At 61.5% G+C, this 22,052-nt stretch carries 19 protein-coding genes, 3 pseudogenes and 1 riboswitch; of the genes and pseudogenes, 11 read left to right on the forward strand and 11 right to left on the reverse strand.

The annotated features are described in order from the left end of the window. Positions 1-125 precede the first annotated feature (125 nt). Positions 126-1,388, forward strand: coding sequence for a cation:proton antiporter (locus J1G34_RS08390; RefSeq protein WP_122738554.1), 1,263 nt, complete (start codon positions 126-128; stop codon positions 1,386-1,388). On the opposite strand, the gene J1G34_RS08395 is transcribed toward J1G34_RS08390, so the two are convergent. From J1G34_RS08395 to J1G34_RS08405, 3 genes and pseudogenes are all read right to left on the reverse strand, one after another. Next, positions 1,382-2,269 carry a formate/nitrite transporter family protein gene (locus tag J1G34_RS08395; RefSeq protein ID WP_065885393.1) on the reverse strand — a complete coding sequence of 296 codons (888 nt, stop codon included), beginning with the start codon at positions 2,267-2,269 and terminating at the stop codon, positions 1,382-1,384. The two genes, J1G34_RS08390 and J1G34_RS08395, sit on opposite strands and share 7 nt — an antisense overlap. A 71-nt stretch (positions 2,270-2,340) precedes the next feature. Next, positions 2,341-4,190 (reverse strand): annotated as a pseudogene (locus tag J1G34_RS08400) (patatin-like phospholipase family protein). A 178-nt stretch (positions 4,191-4,368) separates the two neighbouring features. Further along, positions 4,369-4,773 carry an acyl-CoA thioesterase gene (locus tag J1G34_RS08405; RefSeq protein ID WP_065885391.1) on the reverse strand — a complete coding sequence of 135 codons (405 nt, stop codon included), beginning with the start codon at positions 4,771-4,773 and terminating at the stop codon, positions 4,369-4,371. Positions 4,774-4,971: 198 nt separating this feature from the next. Continuing rightward, a riboswitch (S-adenosyl-L-homocysteine riboswitch) is annotated at positions 4,972-5,077 on the forward strand. Positions 5,078-5,098: 21 nt separating this feature from the next. Here J1G34_RS08405 and ahcY point away from each other — a divergent pair. The 6 genes and pseudogenes from ahcY to J1G34_RS08430 all read left to right on the forward strand — a co-directional run bounded on the left by ahcY (position 5,099) and on the right by J1G34_RS08430 (position 11,675). Next, positions 5,099-6,508 carry an adenosylhomocysteinase gene (gene ahcY / locus J1G34_RS08410; RefSeq protein ID WP_222993785.1) on the forward strand — a complete coding sequence of 470 codons (1,410 nt, stop codon included), beginning with the start codon at positions 5,099-5,101 and terminating at the stop codon, positions 6,506-6,508. A 37-nt stretch (positions 6,509-6,545) separates the two neighbouring features. Further along, positions 6,546-6,635, forward strand: a pseudogene (locus J1G34_RS27455) (outer membrane lipoprotein carrier protein LolA); the annotation flags it as partial. 45 nt (positions 6,636-6,680) lie between these two features. Further along, entirely contained in the window at positions 6,681-7,526 is an 846-nt protein-coding gene (gene metF, locus J1G34_RS08415; protein ID WP_065891546.1) for a methylenetetrahydrofolate reductase [NAD(P)H], read from the forward strand. 93 nt (positions 7,527-7,619) lie between these two features. Beyond that, on the forward strand, positions 7,620-8,702 hold the full coding sequence (locus tag J1G34_RS08420; protein ID WP_065891547.1) for a hypothetical protein: 1,083 nt from the start codon (positions 7,620-7,622) through the stop codon (positions 8,700-8,702). Positions 8,703-8,765: 63 nt separating this feature from the next. Continuing rightward, positions 8,766-9,569, forward strand: a complete 804-nt coding sequence (locus tag J1G34_RS08425) for a substrate-binding periplasmic protein (protein WP_065891548.1) — start codon at positions 8,766-8,768, stop codon at positions 9,567-9,569. A 222-nt stretch (positions 9,570-9,791) separates the two neighbouring features. Beyond that, positions 9,792-11,675 carry a DEAD/DEAH box helicase gene (locus J1G34_RS08430; RefSeq protein ID WP_065885386.1) on the forward strand — a complete coding sequence of 628 codons (1,884 nt, stop codon included), beginning with the start codon at positions 9,792-9,794 and terminating at the stop codon, positions 11,673-11,675. A 174-nt stretch (positions 11,676-11,849) separates the two neighbouring features. On the opposite strand, the gene J1G34_RS08435 is transcribed toward J1G34_RS08430, so the two are convergent. Both J1G34_RS08435 and J1G34_RS08440 read right to left on the reverse strand, forming a co-directional pair. After that, positions 11,850-12,428 carry a YceI family protein gene (locus J1G34_RS08435; protein ID WP_065885385.1) on the reverse strand — a complete coding sequence of 193 codons (579 nt, stop codon included), beginning with the start codon at positions 12,426-12,428 and terminating at the stop codon, positions 11,850-11,852. Between the two features lie 32 nt (positions 12,429-12,460). Continuing rightward, on the reverse strand, positions 12,461-13,012 hold the full coding sequence (locus J1G34_RS08440; protein ID WP_065891549.1) for a cytochrome b: 552 nt from the start codon (positions 13,010-13,012) through the stop codon (positions 12,461-12,463). A gap of 272 nt (positions 13,013-13,284) precedes the next feature. Here J1G34_RS08440 and J1G34_RS08445 point away from each other — a divergent pair, with 272 nt between their 5' ends. Continuing rightward, positions 13,285-14,691, forward strand: coding sequence for an adenosylmethionine--8-amino-7-oxononanoate transaminase (locus J1G34_RS08445; RefSeq protein ID WP_222993787.1), 1,407 nt, complete (start codon positions 13,285-13,287; stop codon positions 14,689-14,691). 142 nt (positions 14,692-14,833) lie between these two features. Beyond that, positions 14,834-15,553 (forward strand): 16S rRNA (uracil(1498)-N(3))-methyltransferase, encoded by a 720-nt coding sequence (locus tag J1G34_RS08450; protein ID WP_065895751.1) that lies wholly within the window; start codon positions 14,834-14,836, stop codon positions 15,551-15,553. Between the two features lie 137 nt (positions 15,554-15,690). On the opposite strand, the gene J1G34_RS08455 is transcribed toward J1G34_RS08450, so the two are convergent. From J1G34_RS08455 to J1G34_RS08460, 3 genes and pseudogenes are all read right to left on the reverse strand, one after another. Further along, positions 15,691-16,593: a transporter substrate-binding domain-containing protein gene (locus tag J1G34_RS08455; protein WP_122462194.1), complete on the reverse strand. Its 903-nt coding sequence runs from the start codon at positions 16,591-16,593 to the stop codon at positions 15,691-15,693. A gap of 24 nt (positions 16,594-16,617) precedes the next feature. Beyond that, a pseudogene (locus J1G34_RS27145) lies at positions 16,618-16,719 on the reverse strand (RidA family protein); the annotation flags it as partial. A gap of 71 nt (positions 16,720-16,790) precedes the next feature. Then, positions 16,791-18,014 (reverse strand): D-amino acid dehydrogenase, encoded by a 1,224-nt coding sequence (locus J1G34_RS08460; RefSeq protein WP_122462189.1) that lies wholly within the window; start codon positions 18,012-18,014, stop codon positions 16,791-16,793. A 108-nt stretch (positions 18,015-18,122) separates the two neighbouring features. Between J1G34_RS08460 and J1G34_RS08465 the strand changes: the two genes are divergently transcribed. Continuing rightward, entirely contained in the window at positions 18,123-19,025 is a 903-nt protein-coding gene (locus J1G34_RS08465) for a LysR family transcriptional regulator (protein WP_065891555.1), read from the forward strand. Positions 19,026-19,071: 46 nt separating this feature from the next. Here the strand turns inward: J1G34_RS08465 and trhA are convergent, their stop codons facing one another. Continuing rightward, positions 19,072-19,689, reverse strand: coding sequence for a PAQR family membrane homeostasis protein TrhA (trhA, locus tag J1G34_RS08470; protein ID WP_065895755.1), 618 nt, complete (start codon positions 19,687-19,689; stop codon positions 19,072-19,074). 144 nt (positions 19,690-19,833) lie between these two features. On the opposite strand from trhA, the gene J1G34_RS08475 reads away from it, so the two are divergent. Further along, the gene (locus J1G34_RS08475) at positions 19,834-20,748 is read left to right on the forward strand and encodes a LysR family transcriptional regulator (RefSeq protein ID WP_065891557.1); all 915 of its coding nucleotides are present in this window, start codon (positions 19,834-19,836) and stop codon (positions 20,746-20,748) included. Between the two features lie 121 nt (positions 20,749-20,869). On the opposite strand, the gene madM is transcribed toward J1G34_RS08475, so the two are convergent. Then, positions 20,870-21,634 (reverse strand): malonate transporter subunit MadM, encoded by a 765-nt coding sequence (gene madM, locus J1G34_RS08480; RefSeq protein WP_222993789.1) that lies wholly within the window; start codon positions 21,632-21,634, stop codon positions 20,870-20,872. Position 21,635: 1 nt separating this feature from the next. Then, positions 21,636-22,040, reverse strand: a complete 405-nt coding sequence (gene madL, locus J1G34_RS08485; protein WP_065891559.1) for a malonate transporter subunit MadL — start codon at positions 22,038-22,040, stop codon at positions 21,636-21,638. Positions 22,041-22,052 lie beyond the last annotated feature (12 nt).

Raw genomic sequence — 22,052 nt, forward strand, 5'->3', positions numbered from 1 at the left:
TGAGCCGTGACCGGCCGAAAGGTTCTTTCAGGTAATTGCACCTGTTTATACTAAACGACTTCTTATACCAAACGACTTCGCGACGCACGCTGTGCGCCTCTACGTCCCCGCCCCAAGGACCCCGGATGCTTGAACTTGTTGCCGCCTTCATTTGCCTCACCACCCTGCTCACTTATGTGAACTTCCGTTTTATCGGCCTGCCGCCGACCATCGGCGTGATGGTCACTGCGCTGCTGTTTTCGTTGCTCCTGCAAGGCCTCAGTTTCATCGGCTACCCGGGCCTGGAGGAACGCATCCAGCAACTGATCGGCCAGATCGACTTCGGCGATTTGCTGATGAACTGGATGCTCTCGTTCCTGCTGTTCGCCGGCGCGTTGCACGTCAACTTGAGCGACCTGCGCAGCTACCGCTGGCCCATCGGCCTGTTGGCGACCTTTGGCGTTTTGATCGCCACCGTCGTGATCGGCAGCCTGGCGTACTACATTTTTGCCCTGTTCGGCTGGCACGTGAGCTTCCTGTATTGCCTGTTGTTCGGCGCGCTGATCTCGCCCACCGACCCGATTGCGGTGCTGGGTGTGCTGCGTACCGCCAATGCGTCGAAGCCGCTGAAAACCACTATCGTCGGCGAATCGCTATTCAACGACGGCACAGCGGTGGTGGTGTTTACCGTACTGCTGGGCATCGCGCAGTTGGGTGAAACACCGACCCTGGGCGCCACCGCAATGCTGTTCGCCCATGAGGCGATTGGCGGCGTGGTATTCGGCGGGCTGATCGGTTACCTCGTGTACCTGATGATCAAGAGCATCGAACAACACCAGATCGAAGTCATGCTGACCCTGGCGCTGGTGATCGGCGGCTCGGCGATGGCCACCGAGCTGCACGTCTCGGCACCGATTGCGATGGTGGTGGCCGGCCTGATCATCGGCAACCTGGGGCGCAAGCTGGCGATGAACGACATGACGCGGCGCTATCTGGATGGTTTCTGGGAGTTGCTTGACGACATGCTCAACGCCTTGCTGTTCGCACTGATCGGCATGGAACTGCTGCTGTTGCCCTTCAACTGGCTGCACGTATTGGCGGCCAGCTTGCTGGCGGTGGCGATCCTGCTGTCACGCCTGCTGACCGTGGCCCCGGCGATCCTCCTGCTGCGACGCTGGCGCACGGTCCCGCGCGGCACTATCCGCATCCTCACCTGGGGCGGGTTGCGCGGCGGCGTCTCGGTAGCGCTGGCCCTGGCATTGCCGCTGGGCCCGGAACGCGACCTGCTGCTGAGCATCACGTATATCGTGGTGCTGTCGTCGATCCTGCTCCAGGGCCTGAGCATCGGCAAACTGGTCAAGCGCGTGACCCAGGGCGAACCCGAGGCCACGGCCGAAGAACATCACTGATCCTTGTCGACCTGCTGCGGATGCCTCGGGTCCGCAGCCTTCTTGCCCGGCAAGCTGCCTTCACTGCGAATCTGTGCATGGCTGATCAACGCAAAGATAAAGCTGCCACCGATGATATTGCCGGCCAGGGTGGGGCCGGCAAATACCAGCCAGAAGTCATGCCACGACAGTTCACCGGCAAACACCAGGTATGACACTTCCGCCGAGCCCACCACGATGTGGGTGAAATCGCCCAACGCCATCAGGTAGGTGATCAGGATGATGATCCACATCTTGGCGCTTTCCATCGACGGAATCATCCACACCATGGTGGCGATCATCCAGCCGGAGACGATGCCTTTGGCGAACATCTGGCCGGCGTCGTTTTCCATGATCTTGCGCCCGATTTCGAGGAAGGCCATGTCGGTCTTGGTGTCGAATATCGGCAGGTGCAGCATCACGTAGGCCACCAGCAGGGTGCCACACAGGTTGCCCACCAGCACCACCGCCCACAGGCGCAACAGGCGCCCGGCATTGGCCAGGGTCGGCTTGCTCATCACCGGCAACACGGCGGTGAGGGTGTTTTCGGTAAACAGTTGCTGGCGCGCAAGGATCACCGCGAGGAAACCGGCGCAATAACCAAAGCTGGCGATGACCTTGAACGCTTCGCCGTCCGGCAGGCGCGAATTGAGCAATCCCATGGCCATCAGCGACAGGCCCATGGTCAGGCCGGCAGCCAGCGCAGACCACCACAACGCCGCGACGCTGCGCTCCAGTTCCTGGTCGCCCTGGGTACGGATGATTTCGTGCAGCACCGCCGCGCGGGGCGGCTGGTTTTCGTCTACGTCCTGCTGTTCTTCCTGCGACAGATTGGGGGTTTTACCTGCTTCGTCGGTGGCCATGATTATCCGGAGTCCAAGGGGGGCGTGTAGCTACGACACGCGGCCACCGTACCTGTTCAGTGGCCCCGCAACTAAACCGGAATCCTCCAGGCCCTGGCCATTTGTACCGTGGTCAAACCGGACGCTTTATCCCATGGTTTATTACGTGCGCTATAGCGCTCGCCGAGGGTGTCGAGCACACGATTGAACTCGCTGGGCGTGGTAGCCCACCCCAAGTCTTGAGCCGTACGATGGAGCAGTTCGACATTGGCCTCGGGTTGGCCAGGCCGAAACAACGAAGGGTAGATCACCTCCCGTGTGAAGTTGTCTGCCTTGATCGCAATATCGCGCACGCCCATCTGGGCGACAGCACCGACGAGGACTTTGGACACCGGCGGCGCACTGCCTGCGACCTGCCTGGCCGCCATTTGCAGCAATTGCTGAAAGTTGCGCTGATCGGCGCCATTGAGTCGCCCTGCCAACCAGTCGATTTGCTCAGGCCGTTGTACAAGGGCATCCAGGTTGCGCAGCGCTGATGAGATTTGCGGCGTAAACATCAACGTATCGTGGGTCTGATTCGCTTCGGTGATCGCCTGATCCAAGGCTTGCAACGCCTGCTGCGCGTTGCTTCTGAACGTCAGTACATCTACGGCGGCCGCATCTTTTTGCAGCGCCGACTGAACGCTGGCGAGCAGTCGATCATCCATGGCCAGCACGGCGTCATGCAGGCTTTGAAACCCATGATGCTCAAGGGCTGTGGAGCGGCGCTCCAAATGCATCTCCACCGCTTGACGCGCCTTGGCCTGCAAATGTTGCTTGTGCTCATCCTGCATAATGAAGTTGACGGTGCCGCCGAGCAGGCCGCGAAAATCACCTTCTTCGGTCTTCAGCGGCAGTGTGACGACTTGATCGGCAAACGCTTCGAGCTTTTTCTCCTGGAAGGCTTCAGCGGCCGAATGCGCAACACCGGTGACGCGATCGGCCACACTGCTGAGAAAGCTGCCGCTTCGCGCCGGTGTCTCGCTGGTGCTGGGCTCAAACTTGACGATCAACGCTTCAGGCTTGTTCAAGGGACTATCGGGAAATGACCTGTGCACCACACCCGGCGCCGGGGTATTGAGCAATAAGCCACCGTCCTTGAACGCGGTGATTTCACCTGAGGCCTGAAAGCCATGACCTTGTTCCACGGGGCTTTTGAACACCACCGGCAAGGAACCGGAAATATGCGCCGCCCGAGCGATGTCCATCTGTGGGGTCAGATCGGCATTGAACACCACCAACTGCGGGCGCTCGGCAAACATACCGGTGCCGGTGATACTCAGCTGCTTGATCGCGGGGATATACCGGTTCAACACCTCAAGGTCACCGAACGTCGGTGCGCTGCCGGCACTCAACTTGTCGGCAATCTTCATCACTTGCGCGGGCCGGGTGTCCCGAGGGCTTTGCGCGATATGCGCAAGCAGCGACCGGCGCGACTCATTTCGGATCATCTCCTCCAGAGGACAGGCTTCAGTTTGCAGGCGCGGCAACAATGTCACCAATAACTGAGACACATGGCCGACGGGGCCGGGCAAGCGGCCGATGAGCGTGCCGAGTGTGCTACTGGCGTCCTGCATCCACGCCGTCACGGTATCCGTGCTGTTGAGCAGGCTCGGCAGATCAATGCTATCGCATAACCTGTCGAAGGCTGCCGCCCCAAGCCACTGGCGATCAACGCCGCCGAAATCGCGCCGGCGGATGAGCCGCAAGCCAATTGGATGCCTTGCAGCTTTCCCGCCTGCTCAAGGGCCTGCACCACCCCCGAAAAAGCGATGCCCTTGGCTCCTCCGCCGCTGAGCACCAGGCTGGTGGCTGGCGCCGCCGACAAAATCACTTCGACCCGTCCCCGGTCATCACGCAGCAGCGTCACATTGCGCTCGCCCACCCCCTCCAGCAGAGGCATCTTGGCGCCGGGCGTGGCCGCCGACTTGACCTCGTTATCCAATGAGTGCTGAATCCGGGCACTTGAACTGAACACTTGCATACACAGGCTCTCCATAGGGTGTGAGCCTGAGTGATGAAAGCGTCTCGTGACGATCCGTACGGAATGATTTGGTAAAGCAAATCACACCGCTACGTCGTCACTCGGACAGACTGTCTTCCTTGAACTGATCCTTCACGTATCTGATTTCAGTGCGACCATGGGGCGCCGGCAGGCCATCTTCACCGAGGTTGACGAAGACCATTTTCTCCACGGTCAGGATGCTCTTGCGGGTGATCTTGTTGCGCACTTCACAGGTGAGGGTGATGGAGGTACGCCCGAACTCGGTGGCGGTGATGCCCAGCTCGATGATGTCGCCCTGGCGCGAGGCGCTGACAAAGTTGATTTCGGAAATGTACTTGGTCACGACGCGCTGGTTACCCAATTGCACGATCGCGTAGATAGCCGCTTCTTCGTCGATCCAGCGCAGCAGGCTGCCACCGAACAGGGTGCCGTTGGGGTTGAGGTCTTCGGGTTTTACCCATTTGCGGGTGTGGAAGTTCATGGTCACTCCAAAGCGTCTTGCGAAATGATGGGTAACATCATGGCAGAGCCCGGAGCCAAGCTCTATGAGCCATTGGCTATCACCCCCATGAGCGATCTTCATGCCGCCGACGGAAAGGCTTGGGAAGTGCCGCATACACGGCTATAATCGCCCCCGTTTCAAAACGGTCATCTTCAGTTGATACCGTTCTCCCGCCACCTGTCCGAGGGGCGCTGCAGCAGGCTTGGCCTGTCAGGCTCGGATGGGGCGTTGTCCGGCCTGGTCTTGCAGCTGGATACTAAACGCACAACGGCGCCCATTCGCACACTACGAATGGAGGCTCTTCATGAGCGCTGTCAACACGCCTGCAGATTTCACCGACTACAAAGTCGCCGACATGTCCCTCGCCGCCTGGGGCCGTCGCGAAACCTTTATCGCCGAATCCGAAATGCCAGCCCTGATGGGCCTGCGTCGCAAGTACGCCGCTGAGCAGCCGCTCAAGGGCGCGAAGATTCTCGGCTGCATCCACATGACCATCCAGACCGCCGTGCTGATCGAAACCCTGGTTGCCCTGGGTGCCGAAGTGCGCTGGTCGTCGTGCAACATCTTCTCGACCCAGGACCAGGCCGCTGCCGCTATCGCCGCCGCCGGTATCCCGGTATTCGCCTGGAAAGGCGAGACCGAAGAAGAGTATGAGTGGTGCCTGGAGCAAACCATCCTCAAGGATGGCGCGCCTTGGGATGCCAACATGATCCTAGACGACGGCGGCGACCTGACCGAGCTGCTGCACAAGAAGTACCCGCAGATTCTCGACCGCGTCCACGGCGTGACCGAAGAGACCACCACCGGCGTGCACCGTCTGCTGGACATGCTGGCCAAGGGCGAGCTGAAAATTCCGGCCATCAACGTCAACGACTCGGTGACCAAGAGCAAGAACGACAACAAGTACGGCTGCCGTCACAGCCTGAACGATGCGATCAAGCGCGGCACCGACCACCTGCTGTCGGGCAAGCAAGCCCTGGTCATCGGCTACGGCGACGTGGGCAAGGGTTCATCCCAGTCCCTGCGCCAGGAAGGCATGATCGTCAAGGTGTCCGAAGTTGACCCGATCTGCGCCATGCAAGCCTGCATGGACGGTTTCGAACTGGTGTCGCCGTTCATCGACGGCATCAACGACGGCACCGAAGCGAGCATCGACAAGGCCCTGCTGGGCAAGATCGACCTGATCGTCACCACCACCGGCAACGTGAATGTCTGTGACGCGAACATGCTCAAGGCCCTGAAGAAACGCGCAGTGGTCTGCAACATCGGTCACTTCGACAACGAAATCGACACCGCTTTCATGCGCAAGCACTGGGCATGGGAAGAAGTGAAGCCGCAGGTCCACAAGGTTCACCGTACCGGCGCCGGTGATTTCGACCCGCAGAACGATGACTACCTGATCCTGCTGGCCGAAGGCCGCCTGGTTAACCTGGGCAACGCCACCGGTCACCCAAGCCGCATCATGGATGGCTCGTTCGCCAACCAGGTACTGGCGCAGATCTTCCTGTTCCAGCAGAAGTACGCCGACCTGTCGCCCGCCCAGAAAGCCGAGCGCCTGACCGTGGAAGTACTGCCGAAGAAACTCGACGAAGAAGTGGCCCTGGAAATGGTTCGCGGTTTCGGCGGCGTTGTGACCCAACTGACCAAGAACCAGGCCGACTACATCGGCGTGACCGTTGAAGGTCCGTTCAAGCCGCACGCTTATCGCTACTAAGTAATCAGCTCCACCTGCTCTACCTGTAGGAGCGAGCTTGCTCGCGAAGAACGCCAACGATGACGCAGCGCTTCTGGTTTACAGCGGCGCTCTCAGGTTCTTCGCGAGCAAGCTCGCTCCTACAGTGCAGGTGGGTTGCACAGTCGGCTTCCGAGTTTCAAAGGGTATTACCATGTCCCAAGACCGTCGCTACAGCTTCGAGTTCTTCCCGACCAAGACCGATGCTGGGCATGAAAAACTGATGGCCACCGCCAAGGTGCTGGCCAGCTACAACCCCGATTTCTTCTCCTGCACTTACGGCGCCGGCGGTTCGACCCGTGACCGCACGATCAATACCGTGCTGCAGCTGGAAAGTGAAGTCAACGTTCCCGCCGCTCCGCACTTGTCGTGCGTGGGCGACAGCAAAGCCGACCTGCGCGGCCTGCTGACCCAATACAAGGCCAGCGGCATCAAGCGCATCGTGGCCCTGCGTGGCGACCTGCCGTCCGGCATGGGCATGGCCAGCGGTGAGCTGCGCTACGCCAACGACCTGGTGAGCTTCATCCGCGAAGAAAGCGGCGATCACTTCCATGTCGAAGTGGCCGCATACCCGGAGATGCATCCCCAGGCGCGCAATTTCGAAGACGATCTCAAGAACTTCGTGCGCAAGGCCAATGCCGGCGCCAACAGTGCGATCACCCAGTACTTCTTCAACGCCGACAGCTACTTCTACTTCGTCGAACGTGTACAGGCCATGGGGGTGAACATCCCGATCGTGCCGGGCATCATGCCGATCACCAACTACAGCAAGCTGGCGCGCTTCTCCGACGCCTGCGGTGCCGAGATCCCACGCTGGGTGCGCAAGCAGCTGGAAGCCTATGGCGACGACGTCAAAAGCATCCAGGCGTTCGGTGAGCAGGTCATCACCGAGATGTGTGAGCAATTGTTGCAAGGTGGCGCGCCAGGGTTGCACTTCTATACCCTGAACCAGGCTGAACCCAGCCTGGCCGTCTGGAACAACCTCAAGCTGCCACGCTAAGGCTTGTCCGATGGTGCCAAGGCCCTCGTTCAGACGAGGGCCTTTGTCGTTTTACGTTGTCGTTTCAGGTATCCAAGGGGAACCCCGCAGTCCATGAATACAGTGCCTTCCACTTCCCGTCCGCAGCTGGTCTACCTGGTCTTCGGCGCCGAGACCTACCACCAGGAAGCGGTATTCAGCATCGCCAGCGCGTTGGCCTTCCTGCAGGACGACCCCGATGCGGCCGTGGACATCCAGGTATTCAGCGACAACCCCGAACCCTATCGCCTGCTGCCGGTAAGCGTGCGCCCCCTGGACGAAGCAACCCGCAAACGCTGGAGCGAACCCCACGGTTATCACTTTCGCACCAAGCACGTGGTGCTGCGCCAGGTGCTGCAGGAATCGCCGGTGGCGCTGCTGATCGACACCGACACGTTTTTTCACCGCTCCCCCCTGGCCTTGTTCGAGCGCGTGCAGCCGGGCACGCTGCTGTGCAACGCCTTCTACACCCGGTACGGCGACAACCACGAAAGCATTCTCTACACCGCGCTTCACCAGCGCCTGCTCGACATGGGCGTGGCCGATGACGACATGATGACCCTCAACTCCGGCGTGATGGGCCTGACCCAACAGGACGCGCACATCCTCGACCGTTCCATCGAGTTGATGGATGAACTGTTCCCCCATGCCCAGGGCGCCTACACCCTGGAAGAGTTCTGCCTGTCCATCGCCGCCTATCGCACGCTCAACGTGCGCGAGTGTCCGGACCTGATACACCATTACTGGAGCCGCAAGCAGCTGTTCCGCGCCAAGGTCAAGGCCTGGATCGCCAAGCACGCCGCCGCGCCCACCAGTGCGCTGGCCCTGGCCGACACGCGCCAGGTCTCCGCCCACCTGCCGCGCCCGCCGCGTTTGCAGCGCACGCTGTACAAGCTGATTACCCTGCTGCTGCCCAGGCACCAGCAGCAGTTCATCCGCGAGATTCTCTACGGTTGCTATGAACACGAAAACGAGTTCGACCAGGCCTGTGGCCCGGTTTGGTGGGACAAGGCGCGACAAAACCAGGAAGAGCGCCAGCAGCGTCCGATTGACGCGCACCAGCTCGAACACTGGTTCGCCAACCCGGTGGTGCGCCTGATTCTCGGCGAGCGACGTGCCGCGATCCATGCCCACCTGATGGACGCACCGGCAAAATAAGCCCGCCCGCCAAAGCGCGTGCCAGAGCTTCTCTTTATGCCGGGAGCGTCGTAACCTCCGGGTATGCCCGTCACTTTCAAGTTGTTGATCGCTGCGCTTTTCACTTGCCTGAGCCTCGCGGCCCATGGCGAGAAATTGCGCATTGTCACCGAGCCATGGGCGCCCTACGTCTACGACGACAACGGCACCATGCGTGGCCTGGACTATGAAACCACGGTGGTCGTGTTCCAGCGCCTCGGTGTGGATGTGCAATGGCAGTTCCTGCCCTGGAAGCGTTGCCTGGCCATGCTCGACCAGGGCCACGCCGACGGCGCGCTGGATATTTTCCACAGCCACGAGCGCGACGCCTTGCTGCTCTACCCCAGCGAACCGTTGTCGGCGGTCGAGTTCGTGCTGTTCTATGCCAACGAGCGCCCTCACCCCGCCGAAACCCTCGACGACCTGCGCGGCCTGACCGTCGGCGTCTCGCCCGGTTACCTGTATGGCGAGGCATTCAGTGCCTCCAACGCGTTCGCGCGTGAACCGGCCCCCAGCCATGAAGCCAACTTCGGCAAGCTCATGCTGGGGCGCATCGACATGGTGGTCACTGACCGTCGCGTGGGGCAGCACTTGATCAAACAATTGGGCCTGGAGGGCAAGGTCAGCCAGGCGTCCGTGGTGGTCAGCCGCCAGCCGCAGTTTCTTGCCGTACGCCGTGGCGCGGGCATGGATTTGCTGGTCCAGCGCTTCGCCGCCGAGCTCAGGCGCTTCAAGCAAGAGCCGGCCTATGCCGCGTTGAGCGCCAAATACGGCGGTATCCAGGCACAAACGACCCCGATCAACGCGTTCGATTACACCGTTGAGCAGCAGGAAAGCAGCGCGCAGTGATTGCTCTGTTATACTCCGGCCTTTCCGCCAGGCTTACGCCCGGCCGCTCGGGTCTTGAAAAAGGCACCCAACCCCGCTACAGCGCAGCTTTGCAGCCCGCGCGAGCCGGTGGAGTGCCCGCCAGACACAGCAGGACCGGACGGGATTACGCTCCCCTAAGCGCCATTCACGCCCGGCAAGATTATCCCTTTGGGCCAAGCCCTAACTAAAACAGGATTACTCATGTCCTTTGCTTCCCTCGGTCTCTCCGAGGCTTTAGTCCGCGCCATCGAGGCAGCGGGCTATACCGAGCCTACTCCGGTGCAACAGCGGGCCATTCCCGCCGTGTTGCAAGGTCGCGACCTGATGGTTGCGGCGCAGACAGGTACCGGTAAAACCGGTGGTTTCGCCCTCCCGATTCTGGAGCGGTTGTTCCCCAACGGTCACCCGGACAAATCCCAGCGTCACGGCCCGCGCCAACCGCGCGTACTGGTCCTGACCCCCACCCGCGAACTCGCCGCCCAAGTGCACGACAGCTTCAAGCTGTATGCCCGCGACTTGAAGTTCGTCAGCGCCTGCATCTTCGGCGGCGTCGGCATGAACCCTCAGGTTCAGGCCATGTCCCGTGGTGTCGACGTGCTGGTGGCATGCCCGGGTCGTTTGCTCGACCTGTGCGGCCAGGGCAGCGTCGATTTGTCCCACGTGGAAATCCTCGTGCTGGACGAAGCCGACCGCATGCTCGACATGGGCTTTGTCCATGACGTGAAAAAAGTGCTCGCCCGCCTGCCGGCCAAACGTCAGAACCTGCTGTTCTCGGCAACGTTCTCCCAGGACATCACTGCCCTGGCCGGCAAGTTGCTGCACAACCCGGAGCGCATCGAAGTCACGCCGCCCAACACCACGGTCGAGCGTATCGAACAACGGGTCTTCCGCCTGGCCGCCAGCCACAAGCGCTCGCTGCTGGCGCACCTGATCACCCACGGCGCGTGGGAACAGGTGCTGGTGTTCACCCGCACCAAGCACGGCGCCAACCGCCTGGCCGAGTACCTGGACAAGCATGGCCTCACCGCCGTTGCCATCCACGGTAACAAGAGCCAGAACGCACGCACCAAGGCCCTGGCTGACTTCAAGGCCGGTTCCGTACGCATCCTGGTCGCCACCGATATCGCCGCCCGCGGCCTGGACATCGACCAACTGCCGCACGTGGTCAACTTCGAGCTGCCCAACGTCGATGAAGACTACGTGCACCGTATCGGCCGCACAGGCCGTGCCGGTCGTTCGGGCGAGGCCATTTCCCTGGTCGCGCCGGACGAAGAAAAACTGCTCAAAAGCATCGAGCGCATGACCAAGCAGAAAATCGCCGACGGCGACCTGATGGGCTTCGATGCCAGCACCGTGGAGGCCGAAAAGCCAGAAGCGCGCGAGCGTCCGGACGTGCGTAACCCACGCAACCCACGTGGTCCGAAGGGCGATGGCCCGAACGGCGGCGGTGGTGGCGGTGGTCGTCGCGACAAGGGCAAGGACAAGGGCAAGGAAAAAACCGCGACCAGCAGCCGTGGCGAACGCCCGGCCCGCGAGCAGAAGCCACGTGAAGGCACCCCGGCCCGCGAACAGCGCCAGCCGAGCCAGCCGCCACGTGCTGCCGCCGATCGTGCTCCGGACGAATTCCTCGACGACGATGTGGATAACTTCGGTAACCGCGTCGACTACGTGCCACAGGCCAAGCCTGCACAAGGCCGTGGCCGTCGCCCAGGTGCCCCGGCACAAGGCGCAGGCGCAGCCGCTCCACGTGGCGGCCAGCCACAGGGCGCTCGTCAGAATGGCCCACGCAACAGCAGCGGCGGCACCACCGGTACGCCGCCGGCCAAGCGCAGCGGCCCGCGTAACGGTGCACCGCGTGACGGTCAGGCCCGTCGCGAAGACTCGCGCAGCAACAACCGCCGCCCGGCCCGTGACGAGCAGCCACGTTCGTCCGAGCCAGCAGTGCAAAACCCGCGCGGCGGCCCGGCGCCGAAAATTATCCACAAGGAGTCGAAAGCGGATCGCTTCCCGACACCCGAGCAGTTGGATCAATTGCCTGGCCGTCCTCGTGGTGAGAAACCAGCGCTGCTGACCCGCAACCGCTGAGTTTCAAAGCGCCATAAAAAATGCCCCGCCTCTTTCGAGACGGGGCATTTTTTTTGCTTTTAAACTGTCGGAGCGAGCTTGCTCGCGAAGCACTCACAGACACCGCGTACATCCAGGTTTCACGCGTCATCGTTGACGTTTTTCGCGAGCAAGCTCGCTCCTACATACCAAGCATTACTTCTGCTTCACGCCTTCCAGCGTGATGTCCAGGTCGACAGTCTGCGAAGTCGGGCCTGGGCCTTTCACGCCGAAGTCGTTCAGGTCGATCGTGGTCTTGGCGTTGAAGCCGGCACGTTCGCCGCCCCATGGATCCTTGCCTTCACCGTTGAAGGTGGCCTTGAAGGTCACCGGCTTGGTCACGCCGTGGAAGGTCAGGTCGCCGGTCACGTCAGCGGTCTTTTCGCCGGTGGGTTTAACGGCGGTGGACACGAACTTGGCGTCGGCAAACTTGGCCACGTCGATGAAGTCTTTGCTGGCGATGTGCTTGTCACGTTCAGCGTGGTTGGACCACAGGCTGGCGGTTTTCACGTCGACGGCGATTTTGCTGGCTTCAGGCTTGGCTGCGTCCCAGCTGAAAGTGCCATCCCAGTCCTTGAAGGTACCGTAAATGTAGCTGTAGCCCAGGTGGCTGATTTTCCAATCGATGAAGGCGTGCTGGCCTTCCTTGTCGATCTTGTAGTCAGCAGCCATTACCTGGCCGGCAGACAGCAGGGCGGTACCGATTGCCAAAGCGGCGAGTGTCTTCTTCAACATGTTTTCTATTCCTTGTGAGTCGAGGTTGAACATCAGGCTTTGCGCCCCAGCATTCGCGTCAGGGTCGCATCACGATCGATAAAATGGTGTTTCAGTGCCGCCACGCCGTGCAAGCCGGCGAACACCACCAGCACCCAGGCCAGGTACAAATGCACCCAGCCGGCGGTATCTGCCTGGTCCGGTAGACCGGAAACCACGGCAGGAATTTCAAACAGGCCAAACACCGGAATACCGACACCGTCTGCGGTGGAAATCAGGTAACCGGCAATCATCACGGCAAACAACCCGAGATACAGGAACGCGTGACCAAACGCGGCGCCGATGCGGGTCAGGCGACTGTAGCTGGCCAACGGCGGCGGCGGCGGGCTGACCAGGCGCCAGACAATGCGTACCAGCATGATGGCGAACAGCGTGATGCCAATGCTCTTGTGCAGGTCCGGCGCGTCTTTGCGCCAGGCGCTGTAGTAATCGAGGCCGACCATCCACAGGCCCAGGGCGAACATTCCAAACACCACCAGGGCCACGCCCCAGTGCAAAACCATGCTGACCCAGCCATAGCGGGCCGGTGAGTTGCGTAGCTGCATGTACTTAATCCCGTAAGAACTGTGCCCAAGACTAGCGTTTTACCTATCGAATTAAAGCGGAAAATTTCGCTTTGAAATATCGAGAAATACGATCTGAAGGCTATGCATCATAAATTAACAAGGGATTAAGACTATTCCCAACAAACGTGACAGACCGTCCTGCATTTACCGCGAATTTCCCCACAATGGCTTGTGACCCACGCCACCATTGCATAGGCTTGCGCGATTGTTTCGCCTGCACAGGTTGCAGGACCGCTTCGAGGAGATGACCGATGGGCTTGAATAACCAGTGGATGCAACGCGACCTCGCGGTGCTGTGGCATCCCTGCACCCAGATGAAAGACCACCAGCAACTGCCCGTTGTGCCGATCAAGCGCGGTGAAGGCGTATGGCTGGAAGACTTCGAAGGCAAGCGCTACCTCGATGCCGTCAGTTCCTGGTGGGTCAACGTGTTCGGCCACGCCAACCCGCGCATCAACCAGCGCATCAAGGACCAGGTCGACCAGCTGGAGCATGTGATCCTCGCCGGTTTCAGCCACCAGCCGGTGATCGAGCTGTCCGAACGCCTGGTGGCCATGACGCCCGCAGGCCTGACCCGCTGCTTCTACGCCGACAATGGCTCGTCGTGCATCGAAGTCGCGCTGAAGATGAGCTTCCACTACTGGCTCAACCGTGGCCTGCCGAACAAAAAGCGCTTCGTCACCCTGACCAACAGCTACCACGGCGAAACCATCGCCGCGATGTCGGTGGGTGACGTGCCGCTGTTCACCGAAACCTACAAGGCGCTGCTGCTCGACACCCTCAAGGTGCCGAGCCCCGACTGCTACCTGCGCCCCGAGGGCATGAGCTGGGAAGAACACTCGCGCACGATGTTCCTGGCGATGGAACAGACCCTGGCCGAACACCACGACAGCGTCGCTGCCGTGATCGTCGAGCCGTTGATCCAGGGCGCCGGTGGCATGCGCATGTATCACCCGGTGTACCTCAAACTGCTGCGCGAAGCCTGCGACCGTTATGGCGTGCACCTGATCCACGACGAAATCGCCGTGGGCTTTGGCCGCACCGGCAGCATGTTCGCCTGCGAACAGGCCGGCATCCGCCCGGACTTCCTGTGCCTGTCCAAGGCCCTGACCGGCGGCTACCTGCCGCTGGCCGCCGTGGTCACCACCGATGACGTGTACGACGCCTTCTACGACGACTACCCGACCCTGCGCGCCTTCCTGCACTCCCACAGCTACACCGGCAACCCGCTGGCGTGCGCGGCAGCGTTGGCGACCCTGGATATCTTCGAAGCAGACAACGTGATCGAAAACAACAAGGCCCTGGCCCAGCGCATGGGCAGCGCCACGGCCCATCTGGTGGACCACCCGCACGTGTCGGAAGTGCGCCAGACCGGCATGGTGCTGGCCATCGAGATGGTGCAGGACAAGGCGACCAAGACCCCCTACCCCTGGCAGGAACGCCGAGGCCTGAAGGTGTTCGAGCATGCCCTGGAACGTGGCGCGTTGTTGCGACCGCTGGGCAGCGTGGTGTATTTCCTGCCGCCGTATGTGATTACGCCGGAGCAGATCGACTTCCTGGCCGAGGTGGCCAGTGAGGGGATTGATATCGCCACCAACAGCAGCGTCAGTGTGGCGGTGCCGAAAGACTTTCACCCAGATTTCCGTGATCCGGGATAGTGTCCAAAATCCCTATAGGAGCGAGCTTGCTCGCGAAGGTATTCCAGGCACATTACGGCGTCGGGTATACGTTTTTCGCGAGCAAGCTCGCTCCTACAGAAAGACAGAACGTGTGTATGCATAATTTTTCCAGAGAACAGACATGAGACTGTCCCGCTTTTTCACCGACACCCCGCTGAGCCTCGGCGACCTTGAGCTGCCCGAAGCCCAGGCGCATTACATCAGCCGTGTGTTGCGCATGGTCGAAGGCGACGCCGTGCAACTGTTCGACGGCTCCGGCCAGGAGTTTCTCGGCAGCCTGCTGGAAGTCGGTAAAAAACGCGTCACCGTGCAACTGACGCAACGCTTCAACGGCCAGGCCGAATCGCCGCTGCACATCCACCTGGGGCAAGGCCTTTCCCGAGGCGAACGCATGGATTGGGCGATCCAGAAAGCCACCGAACTGGGGGTCAACGCCATCACCCCGATTTTCAGCGAGCGCTGCGAAGTGCGCCTCAAGGACGAACGCGCCGACAAACGCCTGCTGCACTGGCGCCAGGTGGCGATCAGCGCCTGTGAGCAATGCGGGCGTTCAACGGTGCCGGTGATTCACCCGCCGCTGTTGCTGGCGGACTGGTTGAAACAGACCGAGGCGGATTTGAAGCTGGTGCTGCACCCGGTGGCCGAGCCGATGGTCAGCCATGCCAAGCCTTCAAGCCTGGCCTTTCTGATCGGCCCTGAAGGCGGTTTGACCGACGGCGAAGTCGACACCGCCCAAGGCGCCGGCTTCCACGCCGCCCGCCTCGGCCCACGGGTTCTGCGCACTGAAACCGCCCCGGTGGTGGCGCTGGCCGTGGCTCAGCAATTGTGGGGCGACTTCTAACCCTCCCAGTGATCGTTCCCACGCTCTGCGTGGGAATGCCGCCTTTAACGCTCTGCGTTACGACTTTAGAAGCGGACGCGGAGCGTCCAAGGATGCATTCCCACGCGGAGCGTGGGAACGATCTTGGGTAGCACTTCTTACTCCACCGGGTCGCTGACCGGCTTGGCGATAATCGCTTTCAACTCACTGGTCATCGGGAATTCCAGGTTCAGGCCCTTGGGCGGAATGGGTGACTCAAACCAGCGCCGGTAAATCCCGTTGATCTCCCCACTGCGATAAAGGTCGCCAAGTGTCTCGTTGACCACCGCAAGAAACTGCGGGTCGTCCTTGCGCACCATGCAGCTGTAGATTTCCCGCGACTGCTCCTCCCCCACCACCACCCAATTGTGCGGATCCTTGGCCTTGGCGCGCTCGCCGTAAAGCAACGCGTCATCCATATAGAACGCCGCTGCACGGCCGGTCTCGAGCATCTTGAAGGCTTCGCCATGGTCCTTGGCGCTGATCACGAACATATTGGCCTTGTGCTCGGCGTTGTAGCTTTTGAGGAAACGCTCGTTGGTGGTACCCGCGGTGGTCACCACGTTCTTGCCCGCAAGATCAGCAAAGCCTTGGATACCACTGTCCTTGGCCGTCAGCAATTGCCCCTTCACGTAGATAAACCCGTAGGAAAACGCCACCTGCTTCTGCCGTTCGGCCGTCACCCCGGTAGAACCGCATTCCAGGTCGACAGTGCCGTTTTGCACCAGCGGGATACGGGTTTGGGAGGTCACTAAGTTGTACTTCACATTGAGCGTGCCCACCCCGATTTTCTGCTGGATGCGCTCGACGATCTTATCTGCCAGCTCCACCGAGTAGCCCATGGGTTTGCCACTGTTATCCCCCACGTAGGAAAACGGCACCGACGCATCGCGATAGCCCAATGTGATGGACTTGGCGTTGGCGATCTTGCCCAGCGTGCCGTCCAATGGCGCTTGGTTCGCATGGGCTTGTGCGCCCAGCAAAAGCGCCAGGGTGCAGCCGGTCAACAGGATTTTTTTCATTGTTATTCTCCGTTGGTTTTTCGATTATTTACGTACAGCAATCACGCTGATTTCCACCAGCACACTCGGCCGCGCCAGTTCCGCTTGAAGGGTCGTGCGCGTCGGCGCCATGCCCGGTGAAAGCCAGGTCCTTGAAGGTCACTGCGCCCGAGAGGCGCTCATTGCTGCAGATTCGGGTGATGGTCATCCATACATCCTCATGCGGCGCGGGGCGCAAGGCCCTGCATATCAATGGAAGGCGCGTGTTGCCCGATCAACTCAGCCAGCAACTGGCCGCTGCCGCAGGCCAGGGTAAAACCAAGGGCGCCGTGGCCCAGGTTCAGCCACAGGTTGCGATACACACTGGCACCAATCAGCGGCACGCCAGTGGGGGTGGCCGGGCGCATACCCGCCCACTCCACCGCATGGGCGTAATCGCCGGCCTGCGCAAATGTCTCCAGTGCCTGGCGTTTCATCAGCGCCAGGCGCTTGGGTTCAAGGCTGGCGTCGAAGCCGACGATATCCACCATGGCCGCCACCCGCAGTTGTTCGCCGATGCGCGCATAGACGATCTTGCGGTCGTAGTCGGTAATGCTCACGTTCGGCGCCTGGTGCTGCGCGCCAATCGGCACACTGAGGCTGTAACCCTTGAGCGGGTACAGCGGCAGCGGCACACCCAACTCGGCGCTGCGATAACCGGCCGCCAGTACCAGATGCTCGACCGGCACCACCTCAGCGCCCAGTTCGATAGCCTGCACCGCACCGTCAGCGTGGCGAATGCCGGTGACCTTGCGCCCCAGCAAAAAGCGGCAGCGCCCGGACGCTTCAAGCCGCGCCGCCAAGCGCTGGCAGAAAGCATGACAATCAGCCACCTCCTCATTCGGCGTGTAGATCCCGCCGACAAAACCACCGCCCGCCAGCGCCGGCTCCAGGCGTGCGCAATCGGCGGCCGACAGCACCTGCTGTTGAAGGATATCGGTGACCTTGCTGCGGGCATGCGCAAATGAGCTGGCGTTGCGGAAGGTGACCAGTTTGCCGTTGCGCCGCCAGTCGAAGCCGTCCAGGTGATCATCCTCGCGCCATTGCTGCAACGTGTGCTGGCTCAGGGAGGCCAGTCGCAGCAGGTGGGCGGCATTGCGTGTGTTCACCGAACTACGGCATGCACCGAGGAACGCGGCCATCCAGCGCCATTGCTGAGGGTCGAGGCGTGGGCGCAGCTTTAACGGCGAGTCACCGCGCAACAGCCAACCGATGGCCTGAAGCGGCACGCCGGCATCGGCCAGCGGCGCCACGTAGCGATAGGACAACTGCCCGCCATTGGCAAAGCTGGTTTCACTGCCCAGGGTCTCGCGCGCGTCGATCACCGTCACCTCGTGGCCCGCACGCACCAGCGCATACGCGCTCGCCAGACCAATCACCCCACCCCCAATGATGTGCACCATTCCCGCCGCCCGCCGCTGAATCAAGAGGCCTCAAGCCTAGGGGCAGGTGACAGGCCACCGACAATGAATAAAGATGGGTCACCTATAAACAAAGGTTATGGACTTGCCATGCGCTTGCGTCATATCGAAATCTTCCAGGCCATCCGCCAGACCGGCTCCATCAGCGCCGCCGCGCAGTTGTTGCATGTCTCGCAACCGGCGGTGACCAAGGTGTTGCAGCACGCCGAATTGCAGTTGGGCTTTGCGCTGTTCCTGCGCGTGCGCGGCAAATTGCAGCCCACGCCGGAAGCGCTGGCGCTGGAGAGTGAAGTCGAGAAAGTCACCGCAAGCCTGCAAGGCGTGCGGCGCCTGGCCAAAAGTTTGCGCCACATGCCGGGACAAAGCATACGGATTGGCGCAATCCCGGCGCTGGCCCTGTCCCTGCTGCCACCGGCAATTCTGGAATGGACGCGCGATTACCCGGACATGGCCTGCGAACTGTCCAGCGACCATAGCCGCGAGTTGGTGCAAAAGCTGTTGATGCGCGAGATCGACCTGGCGCTGACGCTCAACTTCTCCGGCCATCCCGGGCTGACTACCCAAGTGCTGGCCAACGGTGTACTGGTGGCGCTGGCGTCCAAAGGCTATTGGCCGGATGCCGAACGGCATCAGCCCTTGCCGTTGGCCGAGCTGGCCGGAGCGCCGTTGATCGGCCTGTCCAGCGCCGACCCGCTGGCGGCGAAGCTGGGCAGCTACCTGGAAAATATCGACCCGCCGCCACGGGTGACGATCTCGGTGCAAACCTATTCCCTGGCGCGTGCGATGGTCGAATCCGGCGCGGGCCTGACCGTGATCGATCCGTTCACCGCGCTGGGTGCCTCAACGGCCACCACCCAGATCCGCACGCTCACCCCACCGCTGCCCATCACCCTCTACGCCCTGACCCGCGCCAACGAGCCACCGCCGCATATGCTGGCCAAGCTGCTGGAGATTTTCGGCAGTCGAGCCTGTGAACTGTTGGCACGTCTCTAAGAACACCCTGGGTCCAATGTGGGAGGGGGCTTGCCCCCTCCCACATTCAAAGCACGTAATGCATGATCGCCACAAAATGCAGCAGGCTGCCGCCAATCACAAACAAATGCCAGATCCCATGGGAGTGCCGCAGGCGGTCCTCCAACGCAAAAAAGATAATCCCCACGGTGTACAACACCCCGCCCGACGCCAGCCAGATAAACCCTGCGGTGCCCAGCGCGGCGAGCAGCGGCTTGACCGCCACCAGCACGATCCAGCCCATCACCGCATAGATTACGATGGATAGAATCCGCGCCTCGGAGCGCGGCTTGATCTCCTGCAAAATGCCGATCACCGCCAGCCCCCACACAATCCCGAACAGCGTCCAGCCCCACGGCCCGTGCAGCGTCACCAGGCAAAACGGGGTGTAGCTGCCGGCGATCAACAGGTAGATCGAAAAGTGATCGACCTTCTGCATGATCTCTTTTCGCCGCCCCCGCACGCTGTGGTACACCGTCGAGGCGCTGTACAGCACGATCAGCGTAAAGCCATAAATCGCCACGCTGACGATCTTCCAGGGGCTGCCATCCAGGCTCGCCACCACCAACATCCAAACAGCGCCCATGCACGCCGCGACAGCACCGAGCAAATGGCTCCAGGCGTTGAATCGTTCTCCGTGGTACATCTGTCACCGACCTCCTGTAACTCCAAGCACACGCGGACAAGCGTCCAGCCTTGCGCATCAGAGTGCAAGCGGCTTATGACGTTCCGGGGACGCCGCGCGGTTTTGCGGGCACAATTGTCGGCATTCGAACAAGAGCCCACGGCCATGTTGATCGACGAAGAATTCACCCTCAAAAAGCTGGAAATCTTCCTGGCATTCATGCGCACCGGCAACCTGGCCCGCGCCGCCGCCGAATTGCAGACCAGCAACGTCAGCGTGCACCGCGCCATTCATTCGCTGGAAAATGCCCTGCGCTGCCCGCTGTTCAAACACGAGGGCCGCAACCTGACGCCGCTGGAAAGCGCCTACGTACTCGAAGAGCGCGCGCAGAAGCTGGTGGCCGACGTGGTCGACAGCGTGCGCCTGACCCGCGAGGCCGCAGGTTTCTCCGCCGAACGTTTCAAGCTCGGCTCGCTGTACTCGCTGACGGTCAAGACCGTTCCGCAACTGATCATGGGCCTGAAAATCCGTCGCAGCGAACTGAATATCGACCTGATTCTGGGCTCCAACTTCGACCTGCTCTACAAGCTCAAGAACATGGAGGTGGACGCGATCCTTATCTCCCTGGATGAGCACGCCAACGACCCCGACTGCGAACAGATCGCGCTGTTTACCGACGACATTTTCCTCGCCACTCCGGCCGAATCACCGTTCGACCGCGAGCAGGAAATTGACCTGGCCGACGTGCGCGACGCCACCTTCATCACCCTCACCCAGGGCTTCGCCACCCATCAGGATGGCAACCGGGTATTCAAGCAGGCGGGGTTCGAGCCCAAGGTGGCGATGCAGGTCAATGACATCTTCACGCTGCTGAGCATGGTCAGCTCGGGGGTGGGTTATGCGCTGTTGCCGGGGCGGATCGCGGCGGTGTACGAGAACCGCGTGAAGCTGATACCGCTGCAGCCCAGGTATCGGTTGCAGCAGCATATCGGCGTGGTGTTCCTGAAGGCCAAGGAGCGCGATCCGAACTTGCTGGCGTTGTTGGCGGAGTGTCGGATGTATGCCAATCGCCAGGCTTGAGATCGCTATCGGGGGCAAGCCCCCTCCCACAGTTGACCGAGTTCCAACATGAGAATGCGGTCAACATGTGGGAGGGGGCTTGCCCCCGATGGCGCCCGACCAAACACCACCATCTCCAAAACTAACCGACCAACCCCCGCACAATGAAGTACATCAACGAAGGCCCAAGCAGGCAGCCCAACCCGGTATGAAACGTCGCCGTCAGCGCGCCATACGGCACCAACCGCCGATCCGTCGCCGCCAGCCCCGCCGTCACCCCGCTCACGGTGCCGGCCAGGCCCCCGAACACCATCGCCGAGCGCGGGTTGTCCAGGCCCATCCAGCGCGCCGCCACCGGCGTGCCGACCATCACCAGGATCGCCTTGATCAACCCGGTGGCAATCGATAGCGCCATCACATCCGAGGTCGCGCCAATCGCCGCGCCGGTCACCGGGCCGACGATGTAGGTCACGGCGCCCGCGCCGATGGTGGTCATGCTGACCGCATCGCGATAGCCGAAGGCCCAGGCCATGCTCGCACCGACGATGAACGGCAGGATCGTGCCCAGCAGCAGGGCAATCACCCCGATCATCCCGGCTTTGCGCGCCTCGGTGGCCTGCACTTCAAACGCCGTGGCAACGATGGCGAAATCCCGCAACATCGCGCCGCCCATCAGGCCGATACCGGAGAACAGTGCCAGGTCCGCCAGGCCCTTCTGCCCGCCCGTGATGGTGCCGCCGACCCAGGCCAGCACCAGGCCGATGACGATGGCAATCGCCGAGCCATGGATGCGCCCGAACGTCAGGCGCTTGGACAGCACCACCGAAATCCACATCACCACGCCCACAAAGGCGAACGCGGTGATCAGGCCATTGTGCTCCAAACCTTTTTCGATGAGGTCCCACATATCAGCGACCTCCTGCAGCGAGGATCAGCGGCTCTTCGGGCGGCAAAGGCTCGCCCCTGTGCGTGCGGCTGATCAGGGCAATGGTGCAACCACACACCACCACCGAACCGATGGCCGCCAGCACCGCCACCGGGCCGCCGTGCAAGGCGGTGACCACGTTCTGCTGCGCGGCCATCGCCACCACCACGGGGATATACATGGCGCCCCAGAAGCCAACGCCCATCTCGCAATCCTTGGTCATGCCGCCGCGCTTTTGCATCCACAGCCGCGCGCAGATCAGCAGGATCATCGCGATGCCCACGCCGCCCACATTGGATTTGACCCCCAGCAACACGCCGAGCATGTCGCCCATGATCACGCCCGCGAGCGTGCAGATCGCCAGCAATGCCACACCGTAAATAATCATTGTTGTTGTCCT

The organism is Pseudomonas sp. Wu6, assembly GCF_019891515.1.
GTDB classification, from domain to species: domain Bacteria; phylum Pseudomonadota; class Gammaproteobacteria; order Pseudomonadales; family Pseudomonadaceae; genus Aquipseudomonas; species Aquipseudomonas orientalis_A.

Excerpts from the sequence above, each read along its gene's own strand:
- madL (WP_065891559.1), bottom strand. The coding sequence starts at position 22,040 with ATGATTATTTACGGTGTGGCATTGCTGGCGATCTGCACGCTCGCGGGC.
- J1G34_RS08405 (WP_065885391.1), bottom strand. The coding sequence starts at position 4,773 with ATGAACTTCCACACCCGCAAATGGGTAAAACCCGAAGACCTCAACCCC.
- J1G34_RS08465 (WP_065891555.1), top strand. The coding sequence starts at position 18,123 with ATGCGCTTGCGTCATATCGAAATCTTCCAGGCCATCCGCCAGACCGGC.
- J1G34_RS08445 (WP_222993787.1), top strand. The coding sequence starts at position 13,285 with ATGGGCTTGAATAACCAGTGGATGCAACGCGACCTCGCGGTGCTGTGG.
- J1G34_RS08455 (WP_122462194.1), bottom strand. The coding sequence starts at position 16,593 with ATGAAAAAAATCCTGTTGACCGGCTGCACCCTGGCGCTTTTGCTGGGC.
- metF (WP_065891546.1), top strand. The coding sequence starts at position 6,681 with ATGTCCCAAGACCGTCGCTACAGCTTCGAGTTCTTCCCGACCAAGACC.
- J1G34_RS08435 (WP_065885385.1), bottom strand. The coding sequence starts at position 12,428 with ATGTTGAAGAAGACACTCGCCGCTTTGGCAATCGGTACCGCCCTGCTG.
- J1G34_RS08440 (WP_065891549.1), bottom strand. The coding sequence starts at position 13,012 with ATGCAGCTACGCAACTCACCGGCCCGCTATGGCTGGGTCAGCATGGTT.
- ahcY (WP_222993785.1), top strand. The coding sequence starts at position 5,099 with ATGAGCGCTGTCAACACGCCTGCAGATTTCACCGACTACAAAGTCGCC.
- J1G34_RS08460 (WP_122462189.1), bottom strand. The coding sequence starts at position 18,014 with ATGGTGCACATCATTGGGGGTGGGGTGATTGGTCTGGCGAGCGCGTAT.
- J1G34_RS08475 (WP_065891557.1), top strand. The coding sequence starts at position 19,834 with ATGTTGATCGACGAAGAATTCACCCTCAAAAAGCTGGAAATCTTCCTG.
- J1G34_RS08390 (WP_122738554.1), top strand. The coding sequence starts at position 126 with ATGCTTGAACTTGTTGCCGCCTTCATTTGCCTCACCACCCTGCTCACT.
- trhA (WP_065895755.1), bottom strand. The coding sequence starts at position 19,689 with ATGTACCACGGAGAACGATTCAACGCCTGGAGCCATTTGCTCGGTGCT.
- madM (WP_222993789.1), bottom strand. The coding sequence starts at position 21,634 with ATGTGGGACCTCATCGAAAAAGGTTTGGAGCACAATGGCCTGATCACC.
- J1G34_RS08425 (WP_065891548.1), top strand. The coding sequence starts at position 8,766 with ATGCCCGTCACTTTCAAGTTGTTGATCGCTGCGCTTTTCACTTGCCTG.
- J1G34_RS08420 (WP_065891547.1), top strand. The coding sequence starts at position 7,620 with ATGAATACAGTGCCTTCCACTTCCCGTCCGCAGCTGGTCTACCTGGTC.
- J1G34_RS08430 (WP_065885386.1), top strand. The coding sequence starts at position 9,792 with ATGTCCTTTGCTTCCCTCGGTCTCTCCGAGGCTTTAGTCCGCGCCATC.
- J1G34_RS08450 (WP_065895751.1), top strand. The coding sequence starts at position 14,834 with ATGAGACTGTCCCGCTTTTTCACCGACACCCCGCTGAGCCTCGGCGAC.
- J1G34_RS08395 (WP_065885393.1), bottom strand. The coding sequence starts at position 2,269 with ATGGCCACCGACGAAGCAGGTAAAACCCCCAATCTGTCGCAGGAAGAA.